The following is a 25,977-nucleotide window of genomic DNA, read 5'->3' as shown; positions in this document are numbered from 1 at the left end:
TGGCGCAATCAGCAAATTGAACTTAGGTTTTTAAGTTTTAGCAGCCAAATTTCAAAGTCTGATTTTCAAAATCATGAGTCATTTCCGTTTTTTAGGTTTTGGCTTTTGCTTGTGAATCAAGGTCGAGTTAATCTTGGTTTTATCAAAACGTAAGTCATTGAAGCTTAAGCATAACAAAGCGTTCAAGTGGGATTTGGCACGCGTGGCATTTTCAGTTTGCGTTAGGTTTGGTGGTTACGGCATTGTGCGGTAGCTTTTGTATTGCGTGCCTGCACCCCTTAACGCGGCGTTATGTTTTAAGGATAAAAATGAAACAATCAGTTTTTATGAGTTTAGTATTTTTGACTGGGTGTGCCGCTAGTCAGGCAGCACCAATAGAAGTTCTCAGTTATGAAGTTGATGATAACCATTACACATTGATAGCTATTAGTGAAAAGAATCTAACAAGTTCAAATGTTGAAATTGATAGTATTTTCGTGGAAAAAATTAATGAGCTTTGCCCACATGGTTATTTAGTTTCGGAACCAACAGAAGATAAAGGCCATGACGCTACATCGCTAAGAAGGCGTATGGAGCACTATATAAGAGTGAACAATGTCAAAATTGCTCATTCTTACTCTAAAAGTGTAAGTTGTACGCTTTGATTACAAACATAACAAAGCGTTCAAGTGGGATTCGTGCCGCGTGGCATTTTTGGTATGCGGTGATTTTGGTGGTGAAAGTGGTTTGCGGAGAGCAGGTTTAGGCGGCACTCACCCCTTAACGCGGCGTTATAAGCTTAGTGGTATGTTATGAGTTCAGATAAAAAAATTAGTGCATTTCTCTCATTCAGTTTTCCTTTGTGCCTTGGGCTTATTTTAGGGCTATTGATCTTTAACCCGATAGATGGTTTCTTTGTATGGTGGCTCTCAATTGATTGGGGGCAACAAAGTATTGCCAATGCGGGGGCATGGATAGCTGGGATTTCAACATCTGTAGCAGCTATAGCAACTGGTTTTGCTGCTCGCTCTTCAGCTCAAGCTGCGAAAGCAGCCCAAGACTCTGCAAACAATTGGAGGCAACAAATCTCCTTTGATAAATATATAGATGCTGCTGTAAATTCCAGAATACAACTTCGCAAGTTAAAAAACACTTAGACAACATTTGCCAGCCGACACCTGATATCTTTGCGTCTACTCCTAATGGTACAGAATATAAATCTGCTGACAATAATGTTACAGCGCTGAGTAACTGTATTTCAGATGGTTTTTCGGATGCTGATAGTAAGGAGTCTGAGCGCTTTGAGCTTTATAAGAGAATAATTGAAGACAACACTAAAAAAATTGGAGAGTTGCAAAGTGATCTGGCTAATTCACTTGAGCTAGCTTTTGAACTAAGTGAAAGTCATCTGGGGCTTACATCAAAGGAAGTTTCACTTCTACGTGATGAAATAGGAGAGCTTAGGTTACAAATAGATTTTATGGCTACGTTTCATAAGCAAATATTTGAATATAAAGAAGTAACGTATATTTCTGGTTTTTTGAACTGTGAAGGGGCAAACCGAATTTCTTATTTATATTTTTGTAATGTGATTGACTTGCTAACGGCATATATTGACTATCTGGTCATTAATCCAGATCAAGATAAGTGGCTAGAAGCTATGAACAAGTATACTGACTCAAGAAGAAAATTATCCAATACATTTTTCACAAGGCCAATAAGTTTATAGAAACACTCCTTAATAGTTTCGGTAAAAACTTTTAGACGCTTATAACAAACTGCTTAAGAGGGATTCGCAATGCGTGGCATTTTCAGCATGCGGTGGGTTTTGTGATTAAGTTGGTGTGCGGTAGCTTTTGTAGTGCATTGCTCACCCCTTAGCAGGGCGTTATACCGCAATCAGTCGTTGAGCCTTGTCATCGCTTTTCTGTATACATCGCTACGTTCACGTTTACCTACGGCTAAAACGGTAACAATAACTACGTGGTCTTGCACTTTGTATACTAAGCGATAGCCAGATTGGCGTAATTTGATCTTATACATGTTCTCTGACCCGGATAATTTGGATGCAGGAACATGTGGGTTAGCTAAACGCTCAATCAGTTTTTTCTTAAATTGCTGTTGCAAAGTAGCGCCGAGTTTTTTCCACTCTTTAAGTGCGCTACTTTTAAATTCAAGATTATAAGTCATCGATGCTCACCGAAATGCTTGATTCAGACTCGCGTTCTTTTGCTATAGCAAGTAGCTCAATATCTTCAAGTTTGTCCATCATCATTTCGTATGCGGCAGCTGGCACACAGTAAAATGCTGGCTCATTTCGGTTTAGCACGGCTACTGGTTCACCATAAGCACTTGAAGCAACCTTCATCGGGTTTGCTTTAAACTCAGTAATACTTGCAGCAACATCAGCTAATATTCTAGCAGTCATTTAAAAGCTCCTTAAAGCGGTCTTTAACTTGGTCATTTTAGTTGCAAGCAAGCGGTATAACAAGGTGTTTAAGACGGATTCGCAACGCTCGGCGGCTTCAGTTCAAAGTTTTGCTTATGTGTTTATGGCACAATGTCTTTAGTTTTGGTGGTAGCGCTGCTCACCACTTAACACGGCGTTATATTGTTTTTTGAGTTTTGGAGCTAATATGAATGAGTTATTAAATACTCTGATGGTTTGTGCAGTGTTGGTATCACTGTTTCCGCTTATAAAATCTAGCAAGGGCTTTTATGAGGAATGGAGTGAAATGGAGAATGAACATTGGCGATCTAGAGGTGCTCCACCGTTTGTAGTGTTCCATTTTGGTATGTTCTTATTTGTTCCGATTCCGATGCTCTTTGGTAAAGATTTAGACCAATTGAATAATAACAGGCTGCTAAAGCTTAGGAATGACCTTAGATACAGTTTTGCGATTTTTTCGTTACTGCTGCTTTCATCTCAGTTGAACTAATAAGTTGACTTGTCCTGCATCAATATAACAAGGCGTTTAAGTGGGATTCATGCCGCGTGGCATTTTTGGTATGCGGTGATTTTTGGTGGTGAAAGTGTTCTGCGGAAGGTTGGTTTATGCGGCATTCACCCCTTAACGCGGCGTTATATGCAAAACGATTGCAAACCGTGATATTCTATCTCCAATTATCAGTTAAAGTGGAAGTAAGTGATGGGCAACAGAGTTATAGCTAATAAATATCAACAGCTTAGAAATGCTGCATTAGCTCAAACTCAAGATGAATTTGAGCTTCTTGAGCCTGACTTTGTCGGTCACGTTGATTTGACGGAAATAACAGAAGATGCACTACTGTCTCAAGGCGAATGGGTTATTCCGGTTAATCGTCAGATTGGTTGGGATTGGCGTATAGTTCGCAACCAGTATAGACGAGACCATATGGCTCGATTGGAGTTAGCTGTATGGCATGATGATCAGTTATGTGGTTTGATGTTAGGTAAAGCTAGCGAAGGTAAATTGGTTGTTAAGATTAATTATGTTCAAGGTGGAGAGATCGATAATCCGATGAAAGGCTTTGTCGTTCCAATAGCTTCAAGGTGTGCCGAACTCTTTGCTGTAGCAATTGAAGCCGATTGGGTTGGTATACAGGACCCAATCGATGAAGATGATCTCATAAATTATTATCGTGAGTTAGGGTTTGATGAACGAGATCCATTTGACCCACGTAATAATGCTTTGTTTAAACGAGTAGTGGTGGATGGAGATTAACTAATCTTCCCAATTAAAGAATGATCGGTTATAGTTATAGCAACTAAGGGGGCAAACTATGTTGACATCAACAGCGAAAAATACAAATGACTTGAGTGTAGATAAAGCTTTGAAACGTATGCTATCTCATGCAAATAAAAGTAAGTCTTCATTTGCTAAGTCTTTAAAAGTTAAAGCTCCTAGTGCTACATACGGTCGACTCGCTGGTCCGCCAAAAGCATAAAGAAAGCTGAACACAATAAGCATCGCATAGGCGGTGCTTTTTTATGCGCAAAAAAGCATATAACAAAGCATTTAAGAGTGATTCCTTACGCTTGGCATTTTCGCTTCGCTCAAGTGTAGCCAAGCGTGCGTCACACCTTAATGCGGCGTTATGCTTAATCACGAAAATCAGTGGGTTATGGTTCTTCTTTGTTCCTTTGGCTTTTCAGTTTTGAGTTTGTCGGCAAGTTGGCTTCAGTGGGTGCTATTTTCCGGACACTTTTTCTTTGGCGCTGGAAATTCAGAGAAATACCTCAATCAATTTTCGGGTAAGCGCGGGGTTAGGGCGGTTGGCGCAATCAGCAAATTGAACTTAGGTTTTTAAGTTTTAGCAGCCAAATTTCAAAGTCTGATTTTCAAAATCATGAGTCATTTCCGTTTTTTAGGTTTTGGCTTTTGCTTGTGAATCAAGGTCGAGTTAATCTTGGTTTTATCAAAACGTAAGTCATTGAAGCTTAAGCATAACAAAGCGTTCAAGTGGGATTTGGCACGCGTGGCATTTTCAGTTTGCGTTAGGTTTGGTGGTTACGGCATTGTGCGGTAACTTGTGTATTGCGTGCCTGCACCCCTTAACGCGGCGTTATGTTTAATCACGTAAATTCAGTGCTTTGTGATTTTTCTTTGTACCATCGGCTTGTTAGTTTCTAGTTTTTCGGCAAGTTGGCTTCGTTTGGCGCTGTTTTCTGGACATTTATTCTTTGGCGCTGGAAATTCAGAGAATTGCCTCAATCAATTTTCGGGCAAGCGTGAGGTTAGGGCGGTTGGCTCAATCAGAAGTTTGATCTTAGGTTTTTCGGTTTTATCGCCAAAGTTCAAAGTCTGATTTTCAAAATTATGAGTCATTTCAGTTTTTTGGTTTTTGGCTTTTGTTTGTGAGTTAAAGCTGAGTTAATCTCGGTTTTGGTAAACCGTAAGTCATTGAAGCTTAAGCATAACAAGGCGTTCAAGAGGGACTTGGCACGCGTGGCATTTTTGGCTTGCAGTTTGTTTAGTGGTTAAGTTGTATGCGGTCACGTTTGTAGTGCGTGCCTGCGCCCCTTAACGCGGCGTTATGTTTAATCACGCAAAATCAGTTGGTTGTATCTTTTCTTTACTCCCTTGGCTTGTTGGTTTTGTGCTTGTCGGCAAGTTGGTTTCGTTTGGCGCTGTTTTCCGGACATTCATTCTTAGGCGCTGGAAATTCAGAGAATTGCCTCAGTCAATTTTCGAGTAAGCGCGAGGTTAGGGCGGCTGGCTCAATCAGAAATTTGATCTTAGTTTTTCGGTTTTATCTGCCAAAGTTCAAAGTCTGATTTTCAAAATTATGAGTCATTTCAGTTTTCTACGCTTTGGCTTTTGTTTGTAAATCAAAGTCGAGTTAATCTTGGTTTTGGTAAAACGTAAGCCCTTGAAGCTTAAACATAACAAAGCGTTAAAGAGGGATTTGTGCCGCGTGGCATTTTTGGTATGCGGTTGGTTTTGGTGGTGAAAGTGGTCTGCGGAAAGTTGGTTTATGCGGCACTCACCCCTTAACGCGGCGTTATGTTTAATCACGTCAAATCAGTGGGTTGTATCTTTTCTTTGCTCCGTCGGCTTGTTGGTTTTGTGCACGTCGGCAAGTTGGCTTCGTTTGGCGCTGTTTTCTGGACATTTATTCTTTGGCGCTGGAAATTCAGAGAATTGCCTCAATCAATTTTTGGGGCAAGCGCGAGGTTAAGGCGGTTGGCTCAATCAGTATTTTGACCACAATTTTTTGGGCTTGCATTGCTAAAATTCGAAGTCTGTTTTTCAAATCTATGAGTCATTTCAGTTTTTTAGGTCTTGGCTTTTGTTTGCGAGTCAACGCTGAGTTAATCTTGGTTTTGGTAAAACGTAAGCCCTTGAAGCTTAAACATAACAAAGCGTTCAAGAGGGATTCGTGCCGCGTGGCATTTTTGGTATGCGGTAATTTTTGTGGTGAAAGTGGTCTGCGGAAAGTTGGTTTGTGCGGCACTCACCCCTTAACGCGGCGTTATGTGAATGGAGGTCAAAATGTCTTCTGTGCCAAGAAATAAGGATGAATTGGAGTTAGCTATAAACTCAATATTTCCGAAACTCATGGCTGACTATCGTTCAATTCCGGAAAGCAAAGCTCGCACACCTGGAGTAGAGGGAAACGTCAAAGGTACAGTCATTAGCGTTAGTGATACAGTGGCTTACTTGATTGGTTGGGGAAAACTCGTTCTTAAATGGCATTACTTAAGATCTCAAAACCAACATGTTGATTTCCCAGAAACTGGTTATAAATGGAACCAATTAGGCTCACTCGCTGAAAGCTTCCACGAAGAGTACTGTGAGTGGAAATATGATGATTTACTCATTGAGCTTGAGTCTACAGTTAACGAGATACTTTTACTCATTTCAAGCCTAAGCGACCATGATTTGTATGGTGTTGCGTGGTATGAACAATGGACGTTGGGGCGCATGATTCAGTTTAATACATCATCACCGATGAAAAATATGCGTACAAAAGTTCGGCGTTTCAATCGAGAATTCACATAACAAGCAATTTAAGAGGGATTCACAACGCTTGGTATTTTTGCTTCTACTTCAATTTTAGTGTTTATGGCACAATGTTTAGGTTGGGTGTAGGCGTTGTTCACCCCTTAATTGGGCGTTATGCTTAATCACGCAAAATCAGTGAGTTATGGTTCTTCTTTGTTCCTTTGGCTTTTCAGTTTTGTGTTTGTCGGCAAGTTGGCTCCATTGGGCGCTGTTTTCCGGACACTTGTTCTTTGGCGCTGGAAATTCAGAGCGTTGCCTCAGTCAATTTTCGGGCAAGCGCGAGTTTAGGGCGGTTGGCTCAATCAGAAGTTTGATCTTAGGTTTTTGAGTTTTAGCAGCCAAATTTCAACGTGCAATTTTCAAAACTACGAGTCGTTTCGGTTTTCTACGTTTTGGCTTTTGTTTCTGATTCAAAGTCGAGTTAATCTTGTTTCCATAAAAACGTAACCCATTGAAGCTTAAGCATAACAAGGCGTTCAAGAGGGATTCATGCCGCGTGGCATTCTTGGTATGCGGTGATTTTTGTGGTGAAAATGGTCTGCGGAAGCTTGGTTTATGCGGCATTCACCCCTTAACGCGGCGTTATGCTTAATCACCAAAAGTCAGTGGTTTATGATTGTTCTTTGTTCCCTTGGCTCTTTAGTTTGGTGTTTCTCGGCAAGTTGGCTTCAGTGGGCGCGGTTTTCTGGACAATTATTCTTTGGCGCTGGAAATTCAGCGAATTGCCTCAATCAATTTTCGGGCAAGCGCGAGGTTGAGGCGGTTGGCTCAATAAGCAATCTGATCTAAGGTTTGTTTAGAATTAGCGGTCAAAGTTCGGTTCATCCGGAAAATCGATACTTCGCCTCATGACTGGCTTTGATTTTTAACTCAAAAAATTCCCAATCACGATACCCATAGGCGACTTTGTTCAGCGTCTTTATTCGGTTGTTCACACCCTCTACTCGACCACTATTCATCCTTTCATCATAAAATGCCAATATCCCATCCTTATGCTTCCTCAGGGTCTTAGTAAACTTCTCTAGCATCACAATGCCTGAGTGGTTCGCTTCATCTATCCAGCTTTCTAGCCATCTCTCACCCTCTATCTTTGATGGCTGCGACCACAGCATTCTTAACTTCTCTTTTAAATAATAAACCACCGCTAAGGGCTGATTGGCTGCGAGTGCTCGCTCCAATCTCGCTTGGCCTTGCTCATCTAACCTATCGGGATTACTTACCAATAACCAACGAGTATTCTTAAGGTATTGAGCGTCATTTTTGTTACTCATCGAATTTTGTAGTTCACGCCTGAACTCTGTCAGCTTTTCATTAAAACGCTTCACCACGTGGAAACGGTCAATGACCAACTTCGCCTTCGGGGCGTGCTGTTTTACCGAAGAGATGTATGCCTGTCCCATATCGGTGGCGACGGCTTCAATCGGCTTTTTACAACGCAGCTTCCGTTTCCAAAAACCGTCAAGGCTTTCGGCCTTCTTTCCTTTCTCTGTATAAATGACGGCACTTGTCTTCATATCAATCACAACCGTCATGAAGCCACTTTTTGAGCCACAGTAAATCTCATCAATTCCAATGTGAGTGACGTTTTTAAGACAAGGTTGAGAGTATCGCTTTTGCAGGTAATGCTTCTGAATATCTTTCACTGTATCCCAACAGACACCACATAGCTTGGCAATGGCATTGATGGTGACGTTCAATGCTGACAGCGAGAGAACATACTGTTCAAAGCCCTTTGTGTAACGCACTTTGGGACGAGGAACAAAGTTAAGCGGCAAATACCCGAGTGTATTACAAGCTCGGCATTCAATCCGCTGGTTTGCTATCTGGATGTAACAGGGGCTAGTGCCGATTGGCGTAGCGATGAAACGGCGAACCTTACCTCCTTTTTTTTATGACATCACGACTACGACATGATGGACATTTAATATGAGGATTGTGTGCTACGTGAAAGATGGTCGCGTCACCATCAAACTCTGTAGAGCAATAATGGAAAGGGCCGCGTATTCCAAAGCGATGGTAAAGAAGTGAAGTTGACATTAACTGGCTATTTTTGGCGATATGGTATCAGAAAAGCCATTCAGGTATCGATTTTCCGGATGAACCGTTTCTTTTTAAATTGCTGTTGTAGTGTAGAGCCAAGTTTTTTCCATTCTTTTAAGGCGCTCTTTTTGAAATCAAGTTTATAGGTCATCGATGTTTACCGAAATGCTTTCTTCAGACTCTCGTTCTCTTGCAATAGCTAATAGTTCGAGATCATCGAGTCGATCCATCATCATTTCGTATGCTTTTGCTGGAACACAGTAAAAAGCAGGTTCGTTTCGGTTAAGTACAGCGACAGGTTCACCATATGCACTTGTTGCAACTTTCATAGGATTAGCTTTTAATTCAGTAATACTTGCAGCCACATCGGCTAAGATTCTAGCGGTCATTTATTGAGTCCTTTAAGTGGTCTTTATAAAGGTCATTCTAGCGCTATAAGAACGGTATAACAAGGCGTTCAAGAGGGACAGCCAACGCGTGGCATTTTTATTATGCGTTGGTTTTTGTGATTACAGTGTTGTGCGGAAGCTTAGTAGTAGCGTTGGCTGCCCCTTAACGCGGCGTTATAGCTCTTATCTGAACTAGTTCTTGCTATCTGTACGCTTGTTGCGTACACTTTCTGTATGAAAAGTGTATTTGTCGAATCAACAATTTTTGAAAAGTACCGAGATGAGTATCTCAGTGATGAGGAGTATAGGCTCTTTCAAGCAGAGCTAATGCTAAACCCCAAGCTGGGTGATGTGATTCAAGGTACTGGCGGTTTGCGAAAAATTCGAGTTGCGAGTAAAGGTAAGGGAAAGCGTGGTGGTTCACGGATTATCTATTACTTTCTCGATGAAAAGAGGCGTTTCTATTTGCTAACCATTTACGGCAAAAATGAAATGTCCGATTTGAATGCAAATCAAAGGAAACAACTAATGGCTTTTATGGAGGCGTGGCGCAATGAGCAATCGTGATTTATTTGCAGAGTTAAGCTCAGCTCTTGTTGAGGCTAAACAGCATTCAGAAGGTAAGCTTACGCTGAAAACACATCATGTGAATGACGTGGGAGAGTTGAACATCTCACCGGATGAAATCGTGAGTATTCGCGAGCAGTTTAATATGTCCCGCGGAGTTTTCGCGCGGTTACTTCATACGTCTTCGCGCACATTAGAAAACTGGGAACAAGGTCGTAGCGTGCCAAATGGTCAAGCGGTCACTCTTTTAAAGTTAGTACAGCGTCATCCAGAAACGTTGTCACACATAGCCGAGCTATAACAAACGCTTCAAGAGGGACAGCCAACGCATGGCATTTTACTATGCGTTGGTTTTCGTGGTTACTGTGTTATGCGGAGAGTCAGTAGTAGCGTTGGCTGCCCCTTAAGCGGGCGTTATGCTTAATAACGTAAAATCAGTGGTTTATGGTTTTTCTTTGTTCCCTAGGCTGATTGTTTTTGTGCTTATCGGCAACTTGGCTTCAGTGGGCGCTGTTTTCCGGACACTTATTCTTTGGCGCTGAAAATTCAGAGCGTTGCCTCAGTCAATTTTCGGGTAAGCGCGAGGTTAGGGCGGCTGGCTCAATCAGCAATTTGATCTTAGGTTTTTGAGCTTTAGCAGCCAAATTTCAAAGTCTGATTTTCAAAACTATGAGTCATTTCGGTTTTCTACGTTTTGGTTTTTGTTTGTGAATCAAAGCGGAGTTAATCTTGTTTCCAGAAAAACGTAACCCATTGAAGCTTAAGCATAACAAGGCGTTCAAGTGGGATTCGTGCCGCGTGGCATTTTGGGTTTGCAGTGAGTTTTGTGGTGAAGGTGGTCTGCGGAAGGTTGGTTTATGCGGCACTCACCCCTTAACGCAGCGTTAGGCTAGTCGGTAACATCACTAACTGACTCGCATTAATGACGTAATTTTTGTTCTTTCTTTGTTCGGGGCTATCATATTTTCGACGAATGTTGTTGCCACTTTCGATAGGTAAGTTGATGGGTATATTAGTTTTTATTGCAACGATAGTTTTGGTGAAATTTGTAGAAGCGCAACTTGGTTTCACATACAACATTTTCTCAGATCCATTTAACGTAAAACTGGCTGCATTAGACTTAGTGTTGTTTGTGTCTATTTATGCTGCGTTAACATTGGTCTATGAAAAAAGTGGCAAGTACCTAAGAAAGAAGCAGCAAAGCTAAGGGTTCATTGCTAACAGTCAGCACAAGCCTAACAAACTGCTTAAGAGGGATTCGCAATGCGTGGCATTTTCAGCATGCGGTGAGTTTTGTGATTAAGTTGGTGTGCGGTAACTTTTGTAGTGCATTGCTCACCCCTTAGCAGGGCGTTATGCTTCATCACGTAAAATCAGTGGGTTATGGTTCTTCTTTGTTCCTTTGGCTTTTCAGTTTTGAGTTTGTCGGCAAGTTGGCTTCAGCGGGCGCTGTTTTCTGGACATCCATTCTTGGGCGCGAAAATTCTGAGCGTTGCCTCAGTCAATTTTCGGGCAAGCGCGAGGTTATGGCGGTTGGCTCAATCAGCAATATGATCTTAGGTTTTTGAGTATTAGCGGCCAAAGTTCAATGTCTGATTTTCAAAATTATGAGTCATTCCAGTTTTTTGATTTTTGGCTTTTGTCTGTGAGTCAACGCTGAGTTATTCTTGGTTTTTGTAAAACGTAAGTCATTGAAGCTTAAGCATAACAAAGCGTTTAAGTGGGATTTGGCACGCGTGGCATTTTTAGTTTGCGTTGGGTTCAGTGGTTACGGCACTGTGCGGTAGCTTTTGTAGTGCGTGCCTGCACCCCTTAACGCGGCGTTAGCCCTTATTCGAAAATTAGGAAATTTATGTGACTAGTAACAATCGAGACTACCGATTCTTAACTCCTGAAGAAACGGATGAGTGGGAAAAAGTAAAACAAGAAGAGATCGTTAACCCTGGTAGCAGGGTAAAGATTAGGAAAAATCTGTTTTCAAAATACCCGCGAGCGGCTAGGCATTTTCAGAGTCTATTTCCGAATCAGTATCTTGATACGATGGACCTGAAAGACACCGACAACATTCAATTGCTGTTAAAAGGATTTATAGATTTACTAAATAAGTCTGACGTTCGAGAACGAGATATTTTAAATTATATTAACAGTGAACCAGCATTCTTCATTATAGGTTCTTTACTTAAAAAATATTATAACTTTGGTCATCATGCTGCTCATTTATTTCGTGAATTTCCGTTAGGAACATCATACAAAGCAGACTATTTACTTGTGGGCAAAAATTCAGATGGATGGCACTTCGTATTTGTTGAGTTAGAGTCTCCAAATGGTAGCGTTACCACCTTAAATGGCGACTTGGGAACAGTTTTTCGAAAGGGTAAAGCACAAATCGAAGACTGGGAATTTTGGCTTGAACGAAACTACAGTGTTCTTCAAGAGTTTTTCAAAAAGCATAAAAAGTTGGACGATCCTCTTCCTGAAGAATTTTGCCATTTCGACAGGTCTAGGATTAACTATGTGGTAATCGCTGGCAGGCGTGATGATTTTAATGATAAAACGTATAGAATTCAGCGGCAAAGTATTAGGAATAATCAAATACATCTTATTCACTATGACAATCTTATCGATGCTGTTGAGTTACTTAGTGACAGTTGCACGTATTGACCTCAGGGCTAACAAACTGTTTAAGAGTGATTCGCAACGCGTGGCATTTTTACTATGCGTTGCGTTTGGTGTTTAAGGTGGTCTGCGGCGGCTTTGGCATTGCGTTGCTCACACCTTAACAGGGCGTTAGCTTAAAACAATGAAAATCAATTGGTTGTGGTCTTTTCTTTCTTCCATTGGCCATTCGTTTTCGTTTGTCGGCAAATCAGCATTGTTTGCCAACGCGATTTTTGAGCTGTTGCCTCAATTGAGTTTTATGGTTGAGCGAGGTGAGTAAGTTTGGCGCAAAGTCGCTTTGGCAGTTTTGCTTTCGCTTTGAGTTTTCCGAAAGTGATTTATCAAATTTTTGGTTTTTCAAATCGCATGAAAGGTCACAAAGTTTGAGCCAATTCGGGTTTCAAAGCTCAAGTGATTTTTTGGTTTTCCAAATCGGTTTAATCTCAGGCTTGGTAAATCTAAGGCGCTGAAATTTAAGCTAACAAACTGCTTAAGAGGGATTCGCAATGCGTGGCATTTTTAGTATGCGGTGAGTTTTGTGACTAAGTTGGTGTGCGGTAGCTTTTGCAGTGCATTGCTCACCCCTTAGCAGGGCGTTATGCAACTCAGGTAAATTTAAGGGTTCAATCTTTTGAGGTTTCTCCGGCCATTCGTTTTGTGTTGTCGGCAGATGAGCATTTTTACCCTAAAATTCGTGGTTTACTCAAGCCGTAAAACAGGCAAGGTTCTTTGTTTGCCTCAATGAGTTTTGGTGCTGGTTTGTTGTGAATTTAGCGGGCGCAAAGTGTGGAAAGGGCAAGTTAATCGAGCATTTCTCACTTGCTGAATTTTTAGCTCGTTGAACTTATCTGACTCAAAAGCTTGGTTTGTTGCTGAAAGGTGGACGTTGTTTTGGCGGCTCATTTATCACGGCTCTTGCTTGGGTTGGTTCTTGAATCACTCAACCATTGCAATCGTGGCTTTTGATCGAGTAAAGTCAGTTTATCTTATTGAATTTGCATAACAAACGGCTCAAGAGGGATTGCCAACGCTTGGTGACTTTAGTGCAAAATTGAAGTTCAGTGTTTACAGTGTGTTTTTTGAATTCGGCTATGCGTTGTCAACCCCTTAGCCGGGCGTTATGTGTAAGTGAGGTGAAATGGAACAATCTGAGCACTATCTCAACAGGGTTACTATGGCATTTGATGATTTATTGTATTGCCATGATTTCCTAGAAAAGCTCTTATCGTATGAAACCGGCGAAGAGCCTATCATTCAGTTGGCTTTAACATCATCTTTTATAATTGCCTATGGGAGGGTGTTTGGTTCTTCCAATACAAAGGATCCAGAATACAAAGATATGGTAAGTAACAAGTTTGGGGCTTTATTAAATTGCTGGAGGCGCAAGTTATCAAGTGAATCACTCGAGTTTCATAAGAGCTTAATAAGTAGCCGTAATATAGCAATCGCCCATTCAGATGCAATGTCTCGGGATTACAAAGTTAGCACTAGAAACCAAGTCAGTTATGGCTACAACCCCTACGTAGCGTTTGGTGAAACAGAGTCTGAGCTTGCGTTTGAACTTACAAAATCATTGTTAATAGTAGTGTCTCGCGAGCAAACTAAGTGTAGAAATGAACTCGACACAACAAACACATAACAAGGCGTTTAAGAGGGATTCATGCCGCGTGGCATTTTCGGTATGCGGTGAGTTTTGGTGGTGAAAGTGGTTTGCAGAAAGTTGGTTTATGCGGCATTCACCCCTTAACGCGGCGTTAGGGTTTACTACGAAAAATGTGCAAGGATGGCGAAATGGTAAGGTTTTATCTGGTTCTTACTTTGTTGGGTATATTGCTCCCATACGGGGCGTTTGTTCCTTGGCTAGTTAGCAATGGCTTAGACATTGGTCTTTTGTTCCGTGAAGCGGTGGCAAGCCCCATTAGTATTTTTGCTTGGCTTGATGTTTTGGTAGCGGCGATTGCTTTATTAGGTTTTATCGTGGTGGACGGCCAAAGACATAAAGTGAAGTATCGCTATTTTGCTGTGTTGGGAACTTTGTCAGTTGGAGTATCGTTTGGGTTGCCACTGTATCTTTACTTGAAAGAAAAGCAGTCGCTCCAACCACAGCCCTAACAAAGCGTTAAAGAGGGATTCATGCCGCGTGGCATTTTTGGTATGCAGTGAGTTTTAGTGGTGAAAGTGGTCTACGGGAAGTTGGTTTGTGCGGCATTCACCCCTTAACGCAGCGTTATGCAACTCAGGTAAATTTAGGACTCAATCTTTTGGGATTTCTCCGGCCATTTGTTTTGTGTTGTCGGCAAATGAGCTTTTTTACCCTCAAATTCGTGGTTAACTTAAACCGTAAAACAGGCAAGGTTCTTTGTTTGCCTCAATGAGTTTTGGTGCTGGTTTGTTGTCAATTTAGCGGGCGCAAAGTGTGGAAAGGGCAAGTTTATCGAGTATTTCGCATTTGCTGAAAGCCTTGCTTGTTGAGTTTGTCTCATTCAAAAGCTTGGTTTGTTGTTGAAAGGTGTGCTTTGTTTTGGCAGCTTATTTGTCATGGCTCTGGCTTGGGTTGATTCTTGAATCACTCAACCATTGCAATTGTGGCTTTTGGTTGTGTAAAGTCAGTTTATCTCATTGAATTTGCATAACAAACGGTTAAAGAGGGACTGCCAACGCGTGGCGGTTTTTGTTCAAATCGGCCTTTGTGATTACGGTTGTTATTTTGAGTTCAGTGTTTTGCGTTGTCAGCCCCTTAACCGGGCGTTATGCAACTCAGGGAAATTTAGGGGTTCAATCTTTTTAGATTTCTCTGGCCATTCGTTTTGTGTTGTCGGCAAATGAGCACTTTTACCCTCAGATTCGTGGTTCACTCAAACCGTAAAACAGGCAAGGTTCTTTGTTTGCCTCAATCAGTTTTAGCGTTGGTGCGTTGTAAATTCAATGGGCGCAAAGTGTGGAAAGGGCAAGTTAATCGAGCATTTTGCATTTGCTGAAAGTCTTGCTTGTTGAGTTTGTCTCATTCAAAAGCTTGGTTGGTTGTTGAAAGGTGGACTTTGTTTTGGCGGCTTATTTATCATGGCTCTGGCTTGGGTTAGTTCTTGAATCACTCAACCATTGTAATTGTGGCTTTGGGTCGTGTAAATTCAGTTTATCTCATTGAATTTGCATAACAAACGGCTCAAGAGGGATTGCCAACGCGTGGCGGCTTTAGTGCAAAATTTAAGTTCAGTGTTTACTGTGTGTTTTTTGAGTTCGGCGGTGCGTTGTCAACCCCTTAGCCGGGCGTTATGCTTAATCAGCTAAAATCAGTGGTTTATATTTCTCTTTGCTCCCTCGGCTGGTTAGTTTCGAGTTTGTCGGCAAGTTGGCTTCAGTAGGTGCTGCTTTTCGGACACTTATTCTTGGGCGCTGAAAATTCAGAGAGTTGCCTCAGTCAATTTTCAAGTAAGCGCGAGGTTAGGGGGGCTGTCTCAATCAACAATTTGATCTTAGTTTTTTTGAGTTTTAGCAGCCAAATATCAAGGTTCGATTTTCAAAACTATGAGTCATTTCGGTTTTCTATGTTTTGCCTTTTGTTAGCTAATCCTATCCGAGTTAATCTTGGTTTTGGTAAAAATGTGGGCGTTTAAGCTTAAGCATAACAAAGCGTTTAAGTGGGATTTGGCACGCGTGGCATTTTCAGTTTGCGTTGAGTTCGGTGGTTACGGCACTGTGCGGTAGCTTTTGTATTGCGTGCCTGCACCCCTTAACGCGGCGTTAGGCGAATGGAGGTGTAATGAACTACGAAAGTACAATTTTTAGAGTCAGAGAGCTTCGAGAGGCTGATGCTCATTCGTTGTTTAGTATGTACTCAGGCTCAAGCAGTTCAGCAAAGTACATATCGACATTGCCTCACGATACAGTTGAAACCACGCTTTCGAAAATTAAGCAATGGCGAAAGTCCTACTCAGAATATGCGCCTAAAGTTTGTGTTTATGGCGTTGCTGCGAGTCCAGATGACCTTGTGTTCGGTTTGGTTGTCTTCATATTTAATGAGCAATATGCTGAAATTCACTTTGGTATATCAAAGCAGTTTAGTAATCAAGGTATTGCAAGTGAGTTGTGCCGGTATGGTCTGCAATACATGAAAAGTTTGGGTGTAAAAGAGGTAAGAACCAATCCGTTTATTGAGCATCTCGCAAGCATACGAGTTTTAGAAAAGTCGGGTTTCTCAAATTATGGCACGCTCAAAAATCATGCACGGTTTCCGACTTTGGGCGATGGGCTTTTCAATTGTGCAGATATGCGCATAACTCTTTGAAAATTCGCCTAACAAACTGCTTAAGAGGGATTCGCAATGCGTGGCACTTTTAGCATGCGGTGAGTTTTGTGATTAAGTTGGTGTGCGGTCGCTTTTGCAGTGCATTGCTCACCCCTTAGCAGGGCGTTATGTTTAATCACGCAAAGTCAGTGGTTTATGGTTTCTCTTTGCTCCCTCGGCGGCTTGGTTTCGCGTTTATCGGCAAGTTGGCTTCAGCGGGCGCAGTTTTCCGGACAATTATTCTTTGGCGCTGGAAATTCAGAGAGTTGCCTCAATCAATTTTTGGGCAAGCGCGAGGTTAGGACGGTTGGCTCAATCAGTATTTTGAACACAGGTTTTTGGGCTTGAACAGTCGAAAATCGAAGTTGTTTTTTAATTCTATGAGTCGTTTCAGTTTTTAGGTCTTGGCTTTTGTTTGTGAATCAAAGCTGAGTTAATCTTGGTTTTGGTAAAACGTAAGTCATTGAAGCTTAAACATAACAAACGGTTCAAGAGGGACAGCCAACGCGTGGCATTTTTACCATGCGTTGGTTTTTGTGGTTACGGTGTTATGCGGAAGCTTGGCAATGGCGTTGGCTGCCCAGGGTTCGCGCATGTTATTGACGCACCTTTTTATCGAATTTCGGGATAAAATTTTTAGAAATAGATTGAATTAGCGATCTTGACGTGATCTTATACTGTTAAAAATAAAGCAGGATAAGACGAATATGGATTACAGCGAATTTAAAGAGCATTTTAGCATATTGAGTGATACTCGTCAGGCAAGAAAATCGACCTATAATTTCTTCGAAGTGATGTTCCAGGTGGTGACAGCGATGCTGTGCGGAATGAAGACTTGGGATGAAATCGAAGGCTTTGGTGAGGAAAATTTAACCTGGTTTCGTAAGTTTAGTGACTACTCTTCTGGTGTGCCTAGTCACGATACCTTGGCGCGAATAGTGGGTTTGATTGATCCAGATGAGTTTTCATTGTGTTTCGTTCGATGGTGTAATGATATTCGGCGAGAAAAATCCTTAGTGACCCATCATGTTGCCATAGATGGCAAGTCATTAAAAGGTACGTATGATTATAGTAAAAACAAATGCTTAACTCATATGGTGAACGCGTATTCTGTAGATACTGGCCTTGTGCTAGGGCAGTTGAAAACGGATGAAAAATCGAATGAGATCACGTTAATTCCCCAGATATTGAAATTAATCCAAGTTGAAGACCGAGTTATCAGCCTAGATGCCATGGGATGTCAAAGAGCCATAGCGGAAGATATTGTTCTTAGAGGCGGTGACTATTTAATGTCCGTTAAGGATAACCAACCTCGTTTACATGCTCTTTTTCAATCTCATTTTTCTTTTGAGAAATTGGCAGAATATTCGTCTCACGCAGTAGAGCAAGAAGAGGCAGGTAAACGTGGTCGCAAGGTGATAAGGACCTACATCACGGTCCCATTTACCCAAGAATTTGGTGATTTTGCTGTTGATTGGAAAGGTTTAAAAACATTATGTATAGCAGTAACTTACCAGAAGTCGAATAGTGAATCATCGGGAAGTCTTGGTATTCGGTATTTCATCTCATCGAAGGAACTGACGCCGGTTAGTTTTGGCGAATTGTGTCGTGGTCACTGGGGTGTAGAGAGTATGCATTGGTGGCTGGATTGTGTGATGGGAGAAGATGATAGCCGCATTACTTATCAGCATGCGGCAGAGAATCTTTCGCGCATACGTCAAATGTGCATGAACTTGATAAAGTTAGTAGAAATGAAAGGCACTTTGAAAAGGCGGCAATTAAAATGTGCGTTAAATACAGAGTTTCGAGAGCACGTGTTATTTGGGACTTAACAATTATTTAACTCATGCGCAAGCCGTGGTTGGCTGCCCCTTAACCGGGCGTTAGCTGTACAAACAATCATAACCTAGGAGTAAATATGTCTTCCACATCACTATTTAGATTTGTATTAATTGCTGGCCTAATCTTCGTAATCATCGGGGTGGTTGCGGGTATCAGCTTGTCAGATACCTTGCCAACAATTTTACAAGACTATTTGGCGCAGGTAGAAAATAAAGATATGTCTAGAGGTAAGGCAATATTCATGCTGTTAGCAATGCTGGTAGTTTTGTTGCTATTGCCAATTTCAACTTTTGGACTATGGAAATTTAAATCTTGGGCAAGAACACTATATGTAGTAATTACGGTCGCGTTTATTCCATTTTATCCAGTATTTGGACCAGTAGTGATGAATGGCTGGGAAGCCATGTTTAGAGATATCGCACTAATCTTAGAAGGTATGTTGTTGGCAATGATGTTTACGGGAGAGGTGAGTCAGAAATTTAGTGCGTCAAAAACTGCAGTAAGCAGCTAACAAACTGCTTAAGAGGGATTCGCAATGCGTGGCATTTTCAGCATTCGGTGGGTTTTGTGATTAAAGCGGTGTGCGGTAGCTTTCGTAGTGCATTGCTCACCCCTTAGCAGGGCGTTATGCTTAATCACGCAAAATCAGTGAGTTATGGTTCTTCTTTGTTCCTTTGGCTTTTCAGTTTTGTGTTTGTCGGCAAGTTGGCTCCATTGGGCGCTGTTTTCCGGACACTTGTTCTTTAGCGCTGGAAATTCAGAGCGTTGCCTCAGTCAATTTTCGGGCAAGCGCGAGTTTAGGGCGGTTGGCTCAATCAGAAGTTTGATCTTAGGTTTTTCGGTTTTATCTGCCAAATTTCAAAGTCTGATTTTCAAAATTATGAGTCATCTCAGTTTTTTGGTTTTCGGCTTTTGTTTGTGAGTTAAAGCTGAGTTAATCTCAGTTTGGTAAAACATAAGTCATTGAAGCTTAAGCATAACAAAGCGTTCAAGAGGGATTCATGCCGCGTGGCATTTTTGGTATGCAGTGAATTTTGGTGGTGAAAGTGGTTTGCAGAAAGTTGGTTTATGCGGCATTCACCCCTTAACGCGGCGTTATGTGTAGCAAGAGGGAAAGGCATGGAAGTACAGCTTAAAATCGGTAGTGACCCATTATTCGCAGAGTCTTTAACCAAGATAAATATGGCAAGTTATTATCTAACTCGTGGGATTATCTGGGATCACAATCAGTTTCTAAACAGTTGGGAAGAACTAGAAAACTACGAGATTCACCTAGACCAAACCCGTGTAGGTGTTCTTCGTTTTAGCTATAGTGGCGAAACGACCTTTCTGAGAGACTTTCAACTTTTACCGGAGTTTCAAGGTAGAGGAATTGGGGCTAAGTGCCTTGATCTAGTTGTGGGGCATGCACTCAGTCGTAAATCCACTAAGCTAGTTCTACGTGTGTTTAGTGAAAACCCAGCGATCAATCTGTATGAGTCTAGAGGCTTTGTTAGAACATCTGAAGTTAAAGGGTTAGTGGAAATGGAAATCCCTTTAAGTTCAAACACATAACAAACGCTTTAAGACGGATTCGCAACGCGTGGCGTTTTTACCATGCGTTGATTTAAGTGATTAGGGTGGTGTGCGGAAACATCGGTATTGCGTTGCTCACCACTTAAGCGGGCGTTATGTTTAATCACGTAAAATCAGTTACTTGCATCTTTTCTTGGCTTTCTAGTTTCGGTTTTGTCGGCAAGTTGACTTCATTGGGCGCTGTTTTCTGGACTCCAATTCGTGGACGCTAAAAATTCAAAGAGTTGCCTCATTTAAGTTCAGTGCGTTTTTGAGTCGAATGAAGCGATCTTAGTTTCAAAGTTTGAGCTCCGGTTTTCGGTTTATCACGCTAAAACTCAATATCGGTACAATCAAATTTATGAGTTAATTCAGTTTTTTAGCTTCTGATTTTGGTTTTCACTGTTAAGTCGAGTTAAGCTCTTGGTATCGTAAAACTTAACCGTTCGAGTCTTAAACATAACAAGGCGTTTAAGAGGGATTCATGCCGCGTGGCATTTTTGGTATGCGGTTGGTTTTGGTGGTGAAAGTGGTCTGCGGAAAGCTGGTTTATGCGGCATTCACCCCTTAACGCGGCGTTATGTTTTAAGGATAAAAATGAAACATTCAGTTTTTATGAGTTTAGTATTTTTGACTGGGTGTGCTGCTAGTCAGGCAGCACCAATAGAAGTTCTCAGTTATGAAGTTGATGATAACGATTACACCTTGATAGCTATTAGTGAAAAAGAGCTAACAAGTTCTAACGGTGAAATCGATAGTGTTTTCGAGGAAAAAGTTAAAGAGCTTTGCCCGTATGGTTATTTAGTTTCGGAATCAACAAAAGATAAAGGCCCAGATGGTACATGGCGAAAAAGGCGCATGGAGTACTATATAAAAACGAACGAAGTCAAGACTGCTTATTCTTACTCTAAAAGTGTAAGGTGTACGCTTTGATTACAAACATAACAAAGCGTTTAAGTGGGATTCATGCCGCGTGGCATTTTTGGTTTGCAGTGAGTTTTGTGGTGAAAATGGTCTGCGGAAGGTTGGTTTATGCTGCACTCACCCCTTAACGCGGCGTTATGCAACTCAGGTAAATTTAGGGGTTCAATCTTTTGGGATTTCTCCGGCTATTCGATTTGTTTTGTCGGCAAATGAGCATTTTTACCCTCAAATTCTTGGTTAACTCAAACCGTAAAACAGGCAAATTTCTTTGTTTGCCTCAATTGGTTTTAGCGTTGGCGCGTTGGCAGTTTTGCGGGTGCAAAGTGTGGAAAGGGCAAGTTAATCGATCATTTCGCATTTGCTGAAAGTCTTGCTCGGTGAGTTTTTCTCATTCAAAAGCTTGGTTTGTCGCTGAAAGGTGGACTTTGTTTTGGTGGCTTATTTATCACGGTTCAGGCTTTGGCTGATTCTTGGTTCACTTAACCAATATTTTGATTGTTTTCTTAATCAAATTTGGTGTAACTTCTGGTTTATCTTATTGAATTTGCATAACAAAGCATTTAAGACGGATTCGCAACGCTTGGCGGTTTTAGTGTAAATTCAGTTTTTGTATTTTAAGTGGTTTGTCGAAGCACCGGTGTTTAGCGTCGCTCACCACTTAATGCGGCGTTATGTTTAATCAGGCAAAATCAGTGGGTTGCACCTTTTCTTTGCTCCGTCGGCTTGTTTGTTTTGAGCTTGTCGGCAAGTTGGCTCCATTTGGCGCTGTTTTCTGGACATTTATTCTTTGGTGCTGGAAATTCAGAGTGTTGCCTCAGTCAATTCTCGAGTAAGCACGAGGTAGGTGCGGTTGGCTTAATCGGTATTTTGACCACAAGTTTTCGGGCTTGAATTGCCAAAATTCGAAGTCTGTTTTTCAAATCTATGAGTCATTTCAGTTTTTTAGGTTTTGCTTTTTGTTTATGAGTCAACGCTGGGTTAATCTTGGTTTTTGGTAAAACGTAAGCCCTTGAAGCTTAAACATAACAAAGCGTTAAAGAGGGATTCGTGCCGCGTGGCATTTTTGGTATGCGGTCATTTTGGTGGTGAAAGTGGTCTGCGGAAAGTTGGTTTATGCGGCACTCACCCCTTAACGCGGCGTTAGCTTAAAACATTAAAAATCAGTTGTTTGTGGTTTCTTCTTTATTCCATCGACAATTTTTCCAGGTTTCTCGGCAAAATCAGCATTGTTTGTCAACGTGAGTTTCGAGCAGTTGCCTCAATTAAATTTTTGGATTGCTCGAGGTTAGCCAGCTTGGCGCAAAGTCGCTTTGAAAGTTTGGCTTTCGCTTTGAGTTTTCCGAAAATGATTTATCAAAATTTTCGGGTTTCCAAATAGCATGAAAGGCCACAAAGTTTGAGCCAATTCGGGTTTCAAAGTTCAGGCAGTTTGTCGGTTTCCCAAATCGGGTTAATCTCAGCTTTGATAAATCTTAAGGTGCTGAAATTTAAGCTAACAAACTGCTTAAGCGGGATTCGCAATGCGTGGCATTTTTAGCATGCGGTGAGTTTTGTGATTTAGGCGGTGTGCGGTAGCTTTCGTAGTGCATTGCTCACCCCTTAGCAGGGCGTTAGCCGTCATGGAGCTTGCTATACTCAAAGTGATAGAATAGTATCACTTTAGTATTCCTTTGGAGCCGCTCTCATGAAAGTAGAACTAGTTACATCACTTAAACGTCAAGCAACTAAGATCCTCGCCGATCTCCACGACACCAAAGAACCAGTGTTAATTACCGAGCATGGTAAGCCATCCGCGTATCTAGTTGATGTTGATGATTACGAGTTTATGCAAAATCGTTTGGCTATTCTTGAGGGTATTGCGCGAGGTGAACGCGCACTAGCTGACGGTAAAGCTATAAGTCATGATGAAGCCAAGGACAAAATGTCAAAATGGCTAAACTAATCTGGACTGAGCCAGCGTTATCTAACCTCAACGATATTGCTGAATACATCGCACTTGAAAATATTGTTGCTGCAAAGCAGTTAGTACAAACGATCTTTTCCAAAGTTGAACGCCTACAAACTTTCCCAGAGTCAGGTCGTATTCCACCCGAACTAGAACATTTAAGTTATCGTGAAGTTGTCGTTAATCCATGTCGTGTTTTCTATAAACAAGACGGTGACAAAGTGTTTATTCTGTTTGTTATGCGTGCAGAGAGAGATTTGCGTAAGTTCTTGTTGAGTAAGCAATAACCTTTGGGAATGATCGGCTAACAAACAATTTAAGAGGGATTCCCAACGCTTGGCATTTTTGCTTCTACTTCAATTTTAGTGTTTACGGTACAATGCTTTAGGTTGGGTGGTAGCGTTGCTCACCCCTTAATTGGGCGTTATGCAACTCAGGTAAATTTAGGGGTTCAATCTTTTGGAATTTCTCCGGCTATTCGTTTTGTGCTGTCGGCAAATGAGCATTTTTACCCTCAAATTCTTGGTTAACTCAAACCGTAAAACAGGCAATTTTCTTTGTTTGCCTCAATTGGTTTTAGCGTTGGCGCGTTGTCAGTTTTGCGGGTGAAAAGTGTGGAAAGGGCAAGTTAATCGATCATTTCGCATTTGCTGAAAGTCTTGCTTGTTGAGTTTGTCTCATTCAAAAGCTTGGTTTGTCGCTGAAAGGTGGACTTTGTTTTGGTGGCTTATTTATCACGGTTCAGGCTTTGGCTGATTCTTGGTTCACTTAACCAATATTTTGATTGTTTTCTTAATCAAATTTGGTGTAACTTCTGGTTTATCTTATTGAATTTGCATAACAAAGCATTTAAGACGGATTCGCAACGCTTGGCGGTTTTAGTGTAAATTCAGTTTTTGCGTTTTAAGTGGTTTGTCGAGGCATTGGTGTTTAGCGTCGCTCACCACTTAATGCGGCGTTATGTTTAATCACGTCAAATCAGTTGGTTGTATCTTTTCTTTGCTCCGTCGGCTTGTTGGTTTTGTGCACGTCGGCAAGTTGGCTTCGTTTGGCGCTGTTTTCCGGACATTTATTCTTTGGCGCTGGAAATTCAGAGAATTGCCTCAATCAATTTTCGAGTAAGCGCGAGGTTGGTTCGGCTAGCTCAATCAGTGTTTTGACCACAAGTTTTTTGGGCTTTAACTGCCAAAATTCGAAGTCTGTTTTTCAAATCTATGAGTCATTTCAGTTTTTTAGGTCTTGGCTTTTGTTTGTGAGTCAACGCTGAGTTAATCTTGGTTTTGGTAAAACGTAAGCCCTTGAAGCTTAAACATAACAAAGCGTTAAAGAGGGATTCGTGCCGCGTGGCATTTTTGGTATGCGGTGAGTTTTGGTGGTGAAAGTGGTCTGCGGGAAGTTGATCTATGCGGCACTCACCCCTTAACGCGGCGTTATGCAACTCAGGTAAATTTAGGGGTTTAATCTTTTGGGATTTCTCTGGCCATTCGCTTTGTGTCGTCGGCAAATGAACATTTTCGGCTCCAATTTCGTGGTCAATTCAACCCGTAAAACAGCCAAGATTCTTTGTTGCCTCACTCGGTTTTAGCGTTGGCGCGTTGTTAATTTTGCTGGCGCAAAGTGTGGAAAGGGCAAGTTAATCGAGAATTTCGAGTTCGCTGAATATTTTGCTCGTTGAGTTTTTCAGATTCAAAAGTTTGGTTTGTTGCTGAAAGGTGTGCTTTGTTTTGGCGGCTTATTTATTACGGTTCGGGCTTGGGTTGATTCTTGGCTCACTTAACCAATATTTTGATTGTTTTCTTAATCAAATGTAGTGTAACTTTATGTTTATCTTATTGAATTTGCATAACAAAGCATTTAAGACGGATTCGCAACGCTTGGTGTTTTTAGTGTAAATTCAGTTTTTGTGTTTTAAGTGGTTTGCCGAGGCATTAGTGTTTAGCGTCGCTCACCACTTAATGCGGCGTTAGGAATATTGAAATGAAGCAACATAGTGTACAAGAAGCATACTTAAAATCCTTTGAAGATAATGGCCGCATCTGGGCTCATGAAATGGCGACAAAACCTCCACGTCATATACCAGCAAAAAAATGCACTATGGAGGTTGATTTTCAGAATCACGATACCGAGCACTTTCAAAATCGAAATATTGAGAAGCCAGCAATTGAAGTTATACGTGCTCTACAAAAAGGTGAACCGATAGACAACGATAAGGCCGAAAAGCTATTTATGTGGTCTGAACTTCATTTATTGAGGAATCAAAAGTTTAGGTCATATGACGAAATGGACTATTCTAAAAATTATCATTATCTGACCGAAATTGAATCTAAGTTTCGTAGATACTTTTGCTATTTATCTGTTTATAGGTGTTCTGGTGAAGAGTATTTTATAACATCAGATAACCCAGTAATGGATCTTTCTGTTAATGGTTTTTTGGTACGGATCTTTTCTTTGTCACCAGATTGTTTGGTGTTGATGTCACCGATTCCCGAACTTTTGAAAACAGACATTAGTTTTCCAGAAATGGTTAACTCGTCACTATATGCTAATAGGTATAAGTATGTGTTTAGCAATAGGAGAGTTTTGCCTCTGGAAAGTTACGAACTTAATGCTACGAAATTCAGGCTAAAAGGTTCATTAACAACTCAAAGGTTTGTGGGCTAATATTCCTAACAAACGCTTCAAGAGGGACAGCCAACGCGCGGCATTTTTATTATGCGTTGGTTTTTGTGGTTACGGTGTTATGCGGTAAGTTGGTAGTAGCGTTGGCTGCCCCTTAAGCGGGCGTTATATTTTTAATCAATTTTCGAGTCAAAATCATGGATGAAAGAGGTAGAGTTTATCTGGAACAATATCTGAACTCTTTACCTGATGAAGTCGCTTCCAAATACACTTCGTTCAGCTCAGACTATTTCTGTGCAGATGAACGCAATGCAAATCTCTGTGCCGAGTTAATCCTTCGTGGTGAAAAGCGTGCATCATGCAGCTTAGACTATTGGTACAGCGAAAAATGCGAGCCAATGCCAGTTGTTGGGCACCTTCAAGTGGTGACAAATTGGGATGGTATGCCTATTTGTATTATAGAAATGACGTCTGTAACCAAGCAAAAATACAGCGAAGTAACACCTGAGTTCGCGGCTTTAGAAGGTGAGGGTGACAAGACTTTAGCTTGGTGGCGGGAGGCGCATTGGAACTTCTTCTCGAGAGAGTGCGTAGAGCTAGGAATATCACCGTCGGAAGATATGCTGCTAGTTCTAGAACAGTTCAAAGTGGTGCACAAATAAAAATATAACAATGCGTTCAAGTGGG

Annotated in this window: 28 protein-coding genes and 2 pseudogenes; 25 read left to right on the top strand and 5 right to left on the bottom strand. The window is 41.4% G+C overall.

The window, feature by feature from the left end; all coding sequences use genetic code 11:
• The first annotated feature begins 308 nt into the window (after positions 1 to 308).
• From I3X05_RS09720 to I3X05_RS09710, 3 genes are all read left to right on the top strand, one after another.
• Positions 309 to 644, top strand: a complete 336-nt coding sequence (locus I3X05_RS09720; protein WP_038964898.1) for a hypothetical protein — start codon at positions 309 to 311, stop codon at positions 642 to 644.
• A gap of 147 nt (positions 645 to 791) precedes the next feature.
• Positions 792 to 1,136 (top strand): hypothetical protein, encoded by a 345-nt coding sequence (locus I3X05_RS09715; RefSeq protein ID WP_337970663.1) that lies wholly within the window; start codon positions 792 to 794, stop codon positions 1,134 to 1,136.
• 194 nt (positions 1,137 to 1,330) lie between these two features.
• The gene (locus I3X05_RS09710) at positions 1,331 to 1,708 is read left to right on the top strand and encodes a hypothetical protein (protein WP_337970662.1); all 378 of its coding nucleotides are present in this window, start codon (positions 1,331 to 1,333) and stop codon (positions 1,706 to 1,708) included.
• A 170-nt stretch (positions 1,709 to 1,878) separates the two neighbouring features.
• On the opposite strand, the gene I3X05_RS09705 is transcribed toward I3X05_RS09710, so the two are convergent.
• Positions 1,879 to 2,169: a type II toxin-antitoxin system RelE family toxin gene (locus I3X05_RS09705; protein WP_337970661.1), complete on the bottom strand. Its 291-nt coding sequence runs from the start codon at positions 2,167 to 2,169 to the stop codon at positions 1,879 to 1,881.
• On the bottom strand, positions 2,159 to 2,407 hold the full coding sequence (locus I3X05_RS09700; RefSeq protein WP_045571639.1) for a type II toxin-antitoxin system Phd/YefM family antitoxin: 249 nt from the start codon (positions 2,405 to 2,407) through the stop codon (positions 2,159 to 2,161). The genes I3X05_RS09705 and I3X05_RS09700 overlap by 11 nt, the downstream gene beginning before the upstream one ends.
• A gap of 208 nt (positions 2,408 to 2,615) precedes the next feature.
• Here I3X05_RS09700 and I3X05_RS09695 point away from each other — a divergent pair, with 208 nt between their 5' ends.
• The 6 genes from I3X05_RS09695 to I3X05_RS09660 all read left to right on the top strand — a co-directional run bounded on the left by I3X05_RS09695 (position 2,616) and on the right by I3X05_RS09660 (position 6,464).
• Positions 2,616 to 2,918, top strand: coding sequence for a hypothetical protein (locus tag I3X05_RS09695; RefSeq protein ID WP_193168296.1), 303 nt, complete (start codon positions 2,616 to 2,618; stop codon positions 2,916 to 2,918).
• 210 nt (positions 2,919 to 3,128) lie between these two features.
• On the top strand, positions 3,129 to 3,683 hold the full coding sequence (locus I3X05_RS09685) for a hypothetical protein (RefSeq protein WP_337970660.1): 555 nt from the start codon (positions 3,129 to 3,131) through the stop codon (positions 3,681 to 3,683).
• A gap of 58 nt (positions 3,684 to 3,741) precedes the next feature.
• A complete protein-coding gene (locus I3X05_RS09680) occupies positions 3,742 to 3,906 on the top strand; it encodes a hypothetical protein (RefSeq protein ID WP_157722376.1) in 165 nt (54 codons plus the stop codon).
• A gap of 1,559 nt (positions 3,907 to 5,465) precedes the next feature.
• The gene (locus tag I3X05_RS09670; protein WP_337970659.1) at positions 5,466 to 5,666 is read left to right on the top strand and encodes a hypothetical protein; all 201 of its coding nucleotides are present in this window, start codon (positions 5,466 to 5,468) and stop codon (positions 5,664 to 5,666) included.
• Complete coding sequence (locus tag I3X05_RS23790; protein WP_425304502.1) at positions 5,582 to 5,977, top strand: hypothetical protein; 396 nt, start codon at positions 5,582 to 5,584, stop codon at positions 5,975 to 5,977. The genes I3X05_RS09670 and I3X05_RS23790 overlap by 85 nt, the downstream gene beginning before the upstream one ends.
• Positions 5,955 to 6,464 (top strand): ClbS/DfsB family four-helix bundle protein, encoded by a 510-nt coding sequence (locus I3X05_RS09660; RefSeq protein WP_176314209.1) that lies wholly within the window; start codon positions 5,955 to 5,957, stop codon positions 6,462 to 6,464. The genes I3X05_RS23790 and I3X05_RS09660 overlap by 23 nt, the downstream gene beginning before the upstream one ends.
• 824 nt (positions 6,465 to 7,288) lie before the next feature.
• On the opposite strand, the gene I3X05_RS09650 is transcribed toward I3X05_RS09660, so the two are convergent.
• The 3 genes and pseudogenes from I3X05_RS09650 to I3X05_RS09640 all read right to left on the bottom strand — a co-directional run bounded on the left by I3X05_RS09650 (position 7,289) and on the right by I3X05_RS09640 (position 8,896).
• The gene (locus tag I3X05_RS09650) at positions 7,289 to 8,290 is read right to left on the bottom strand and encodes an ISL3 family transposase (RefSeq protein WP_337971166.1); all 1,002 of its coding nucleotides are present in this window, start codon (positions 8,288 to 8,290) and stop codon (positions 7,289 to 7,291) included.
• Positions 8,291 to 8,550: 260 nt separating this feature from the next.
• Positions 8,551 to 8,658 (bottom strand): annotated as a pseudogene (locus I3X05_RS09645) (type II toxin-antitoxin system RelE family toxin); the annotation flags it as partial.
• Positions 8,648 to 8,896 carry a type II toxin-antitoxin system Phd/YefM family antitoxin gene (locus I3X05_RS09640; RefSeq protein WP_000126952.1) on the bottom strand — a complete coding sequence of 83 codons (249 nt, stop codon included), beginning with the start codon at positions 8,894 to 8,896 and terminating at the stop codon, positions 8,648 to 8,650. The pseudogene I3X05_RS09645 and the gene I3X05_RS09640, both read right to left, overlap by 11 nt.
• Positions 8,897 to 9,130: 234 nt before the next feature.
• Between I3X05_RS09640 and I3X05_RS09635 the strand changes: the two genes are divergently transcribed.
• The 16 genes and pseudogenes from I3X05_RS09635 (at position 9,131) to I3X05_RS09525 (ending at position 25,952) form a co-directional block, all read left to right on the top strand.
• Positions 9,131 to 9,463, top strand: coding sequence for a type II toxin-antitoxin system RelE family toxin (locus tag I3X05_RS09635; protein ID WP_000843587.1), 333 nt, complete (start codon positions 9,131 to 9,133; stop codon positions 9,461 to 9,463).
• A complete protein-coding gene (locus I3X05_RS09630; protein ID WP_000071008.1) occupies positions 9,450 to 9,764 on the top strand; it encodes a helix-turn-helix domain-containing protein in 315 nt (104 codons plus the stop codon). The genes I3X05_RS09635 and I3X05_RS09630 overlap by 14 nt, the downstream gene beginning before the upstream one ends.
• 702 nt (positions 9,765 to 10,466) lie before the next feature.
• A complete protein-coding gene (locus tag I3X05_RS09620; RefSeq protein WP_045571655.1) occupies positions 10,467 to 10,670 on the top strand; it encodes a hypothetical protein in 204 nt (67 codons plus the stop codon).
• A 176-nt stretch (positions 10,671 to 10,846) separates the two neighbouring features.
• A pseudogene (locus tag I3X05_RS09615) lies at positions 10,847 to 11,031 on the top strand (hypothetical protein).
• 286 nt (positions 11,032 to 11,317) lie between these two features.
• Positions 11,318 to 12,124: a Shedu anti-phage system protein SduA domain-containing protein gene (locus tag I3X05_RS09610; protein ID WP_193158233.1), complete on the top strand. Its 807-nt coding sequence runs from the start codon at positions 11,318 to 11,320 to the stop codon at positions 12,122 to 12,124.
• A 1,135-nt stretch (positions 12,125 to 13,259) separates the two neighbouring features.
• Positions 13,260 to 13,760, top strand: a complete 501-nt coding sequence (locus I3X05_RS09605) for a hypothetical protein (RefSeq protein WP_045570719.1) — start codon at positions 13,260 to 13,262, stop codon at positions 13,758 to 13,760.
• Positions 13,761 to 13,912: 152 nt separating this feature from the next.
• A complete protein-coding gene (locus I3X05_RS09595) occupies positions 13,913 to 14,233 on the top strand; it encodes a DUF2834 domain-containing protein (RefSeq protein WP_029797024.1) in 321 nt (106 codons plus the stop codon).
• Positions 14,234 to 15,881: 1,648 nt separating this feature from the next.
• Positions 15,882 to 16,406, top strand: a complete 525-nt coding sequence (locus tag I3X05_RS09585; RefSeq protein WP_045570718.1) for a GNAT family N-acetyltransferase — start codon at positions 15,882 to 15,884, stop codon at positions 16,404 to 16,406.
• Positions 16,407 to 17,113: 707 nt separating this feature from the next.
• Positions 17,114 to 18,238: an ISAs1 family transposase gene (locus I3X05_RS09580; protein WP_045571304.1), complete on the top strand. Its 1,125-nt coding sequence runs from the start codon at positions 17,114 to 17,116 to the stop codon at positions 18,236 to 18,238.
• 86 nt (positions 18,239 to 18,324) lie between these two features.
• On the top strand, positions 18,325 to 18,759 hold the full coding sequence (locus I3X05_RS09575; protein WP_045570717.1) for a hypothetical protein: 435 nt from the start codon (positions 18,325 to 18,327) through the stop codon (positions 18,757 to 18,759).
• A 608-nt stretch (positions 18,760 to 19,367) separates the two neighbouring features.
• On the top strand, positions 19,368 to 19,802 hold the full coding sequence (locus I3X05_RS09570) for a GNAT family N-acetyltransferase (protein WP_045569241.1): 435 nt from the start codon (positions 19,368 to 19,370) through the stop codon (positions 19,800 to 19,802).
• A 597-nt stretch (positions 19,803 to 20,399) separates the two neighbouring features.
• Positions 20,400 to 20,735, top strand: a complete 336-nt coding sequence (locus tag I3X05_RS09560; protein WP_045568624.1) for a hypothetical protein — start codon at positions 20,400 to 20,402, stop codon at positions 20,733 to 20,735.
• Positions 20,736 to 22,410: 1,675 nt separating this feature from the next.
• On the top strand, positions 22,411 to 22,668 hold the full coding sequence (locus I3X05_RS09545) for a type II toxin-antitoxin system Phd/YefM family antitoxin (RefSeq protein WP_045569027.1): 258 nt from the start codon (positions 22,411 to 22,413) through the stop codon (positions 22,666 to 22,668).
• Positions 22,656 to 22,958, top strand: a complete 303-nt coding sequence (locus tag I3X05_RS09540; protein WP_193158278.1) for a type II toxin-antitoxin system RelE/ParE family toxin — start codon at positions 22,656 to 22,658, stop codon at positions 22,956 to 22,958. The genes I3X05_RS09545 and I3X05_RS09540 overlap by 13 nt, the downstream gene beginning before the upstream one ends.
• 1,690 nt (positions 22,959 to 24,648) lie before the next feature.
• Positions 24,649 to 25,332, top strand: coding sequence for a DUF4238 domain-containing protein (locus tag I3X05_RS09530; RefSeq protein ID WP_045572547.1), 684 nt, complete (start codon positions 24,649 to 24,651; stop codon positions 25,330 to 25,332).
• A 155-nt stretch (positions 25,333 to 25,487) separates the two neighbouring features.
• On the top strand, positions 25,488 to 25,952 hold the full coding sequence (locus tag I3X05_RS09525) for an ASCH domain-containing protein (RefSeq protein WP_045568625.1): 465 nt from the start codon (positions 25,488 to 25,490) through the stop codon (positions 25,950 to 25,952).
• Positions 25,953 to 25,977 lie beyond the last annotated feature (25 nt).

The organism is Vibrio navarrensis (genome assembly GCF_015767675.1).
GTDB lineage: Bacteria > Pseudomonadota > Gammaproteobacteria > Enterobacterales > Vibrionaceae > Vibrio.
This window is presented reverse-complemented; position numbering and strand designations above follow the sequence as displayed.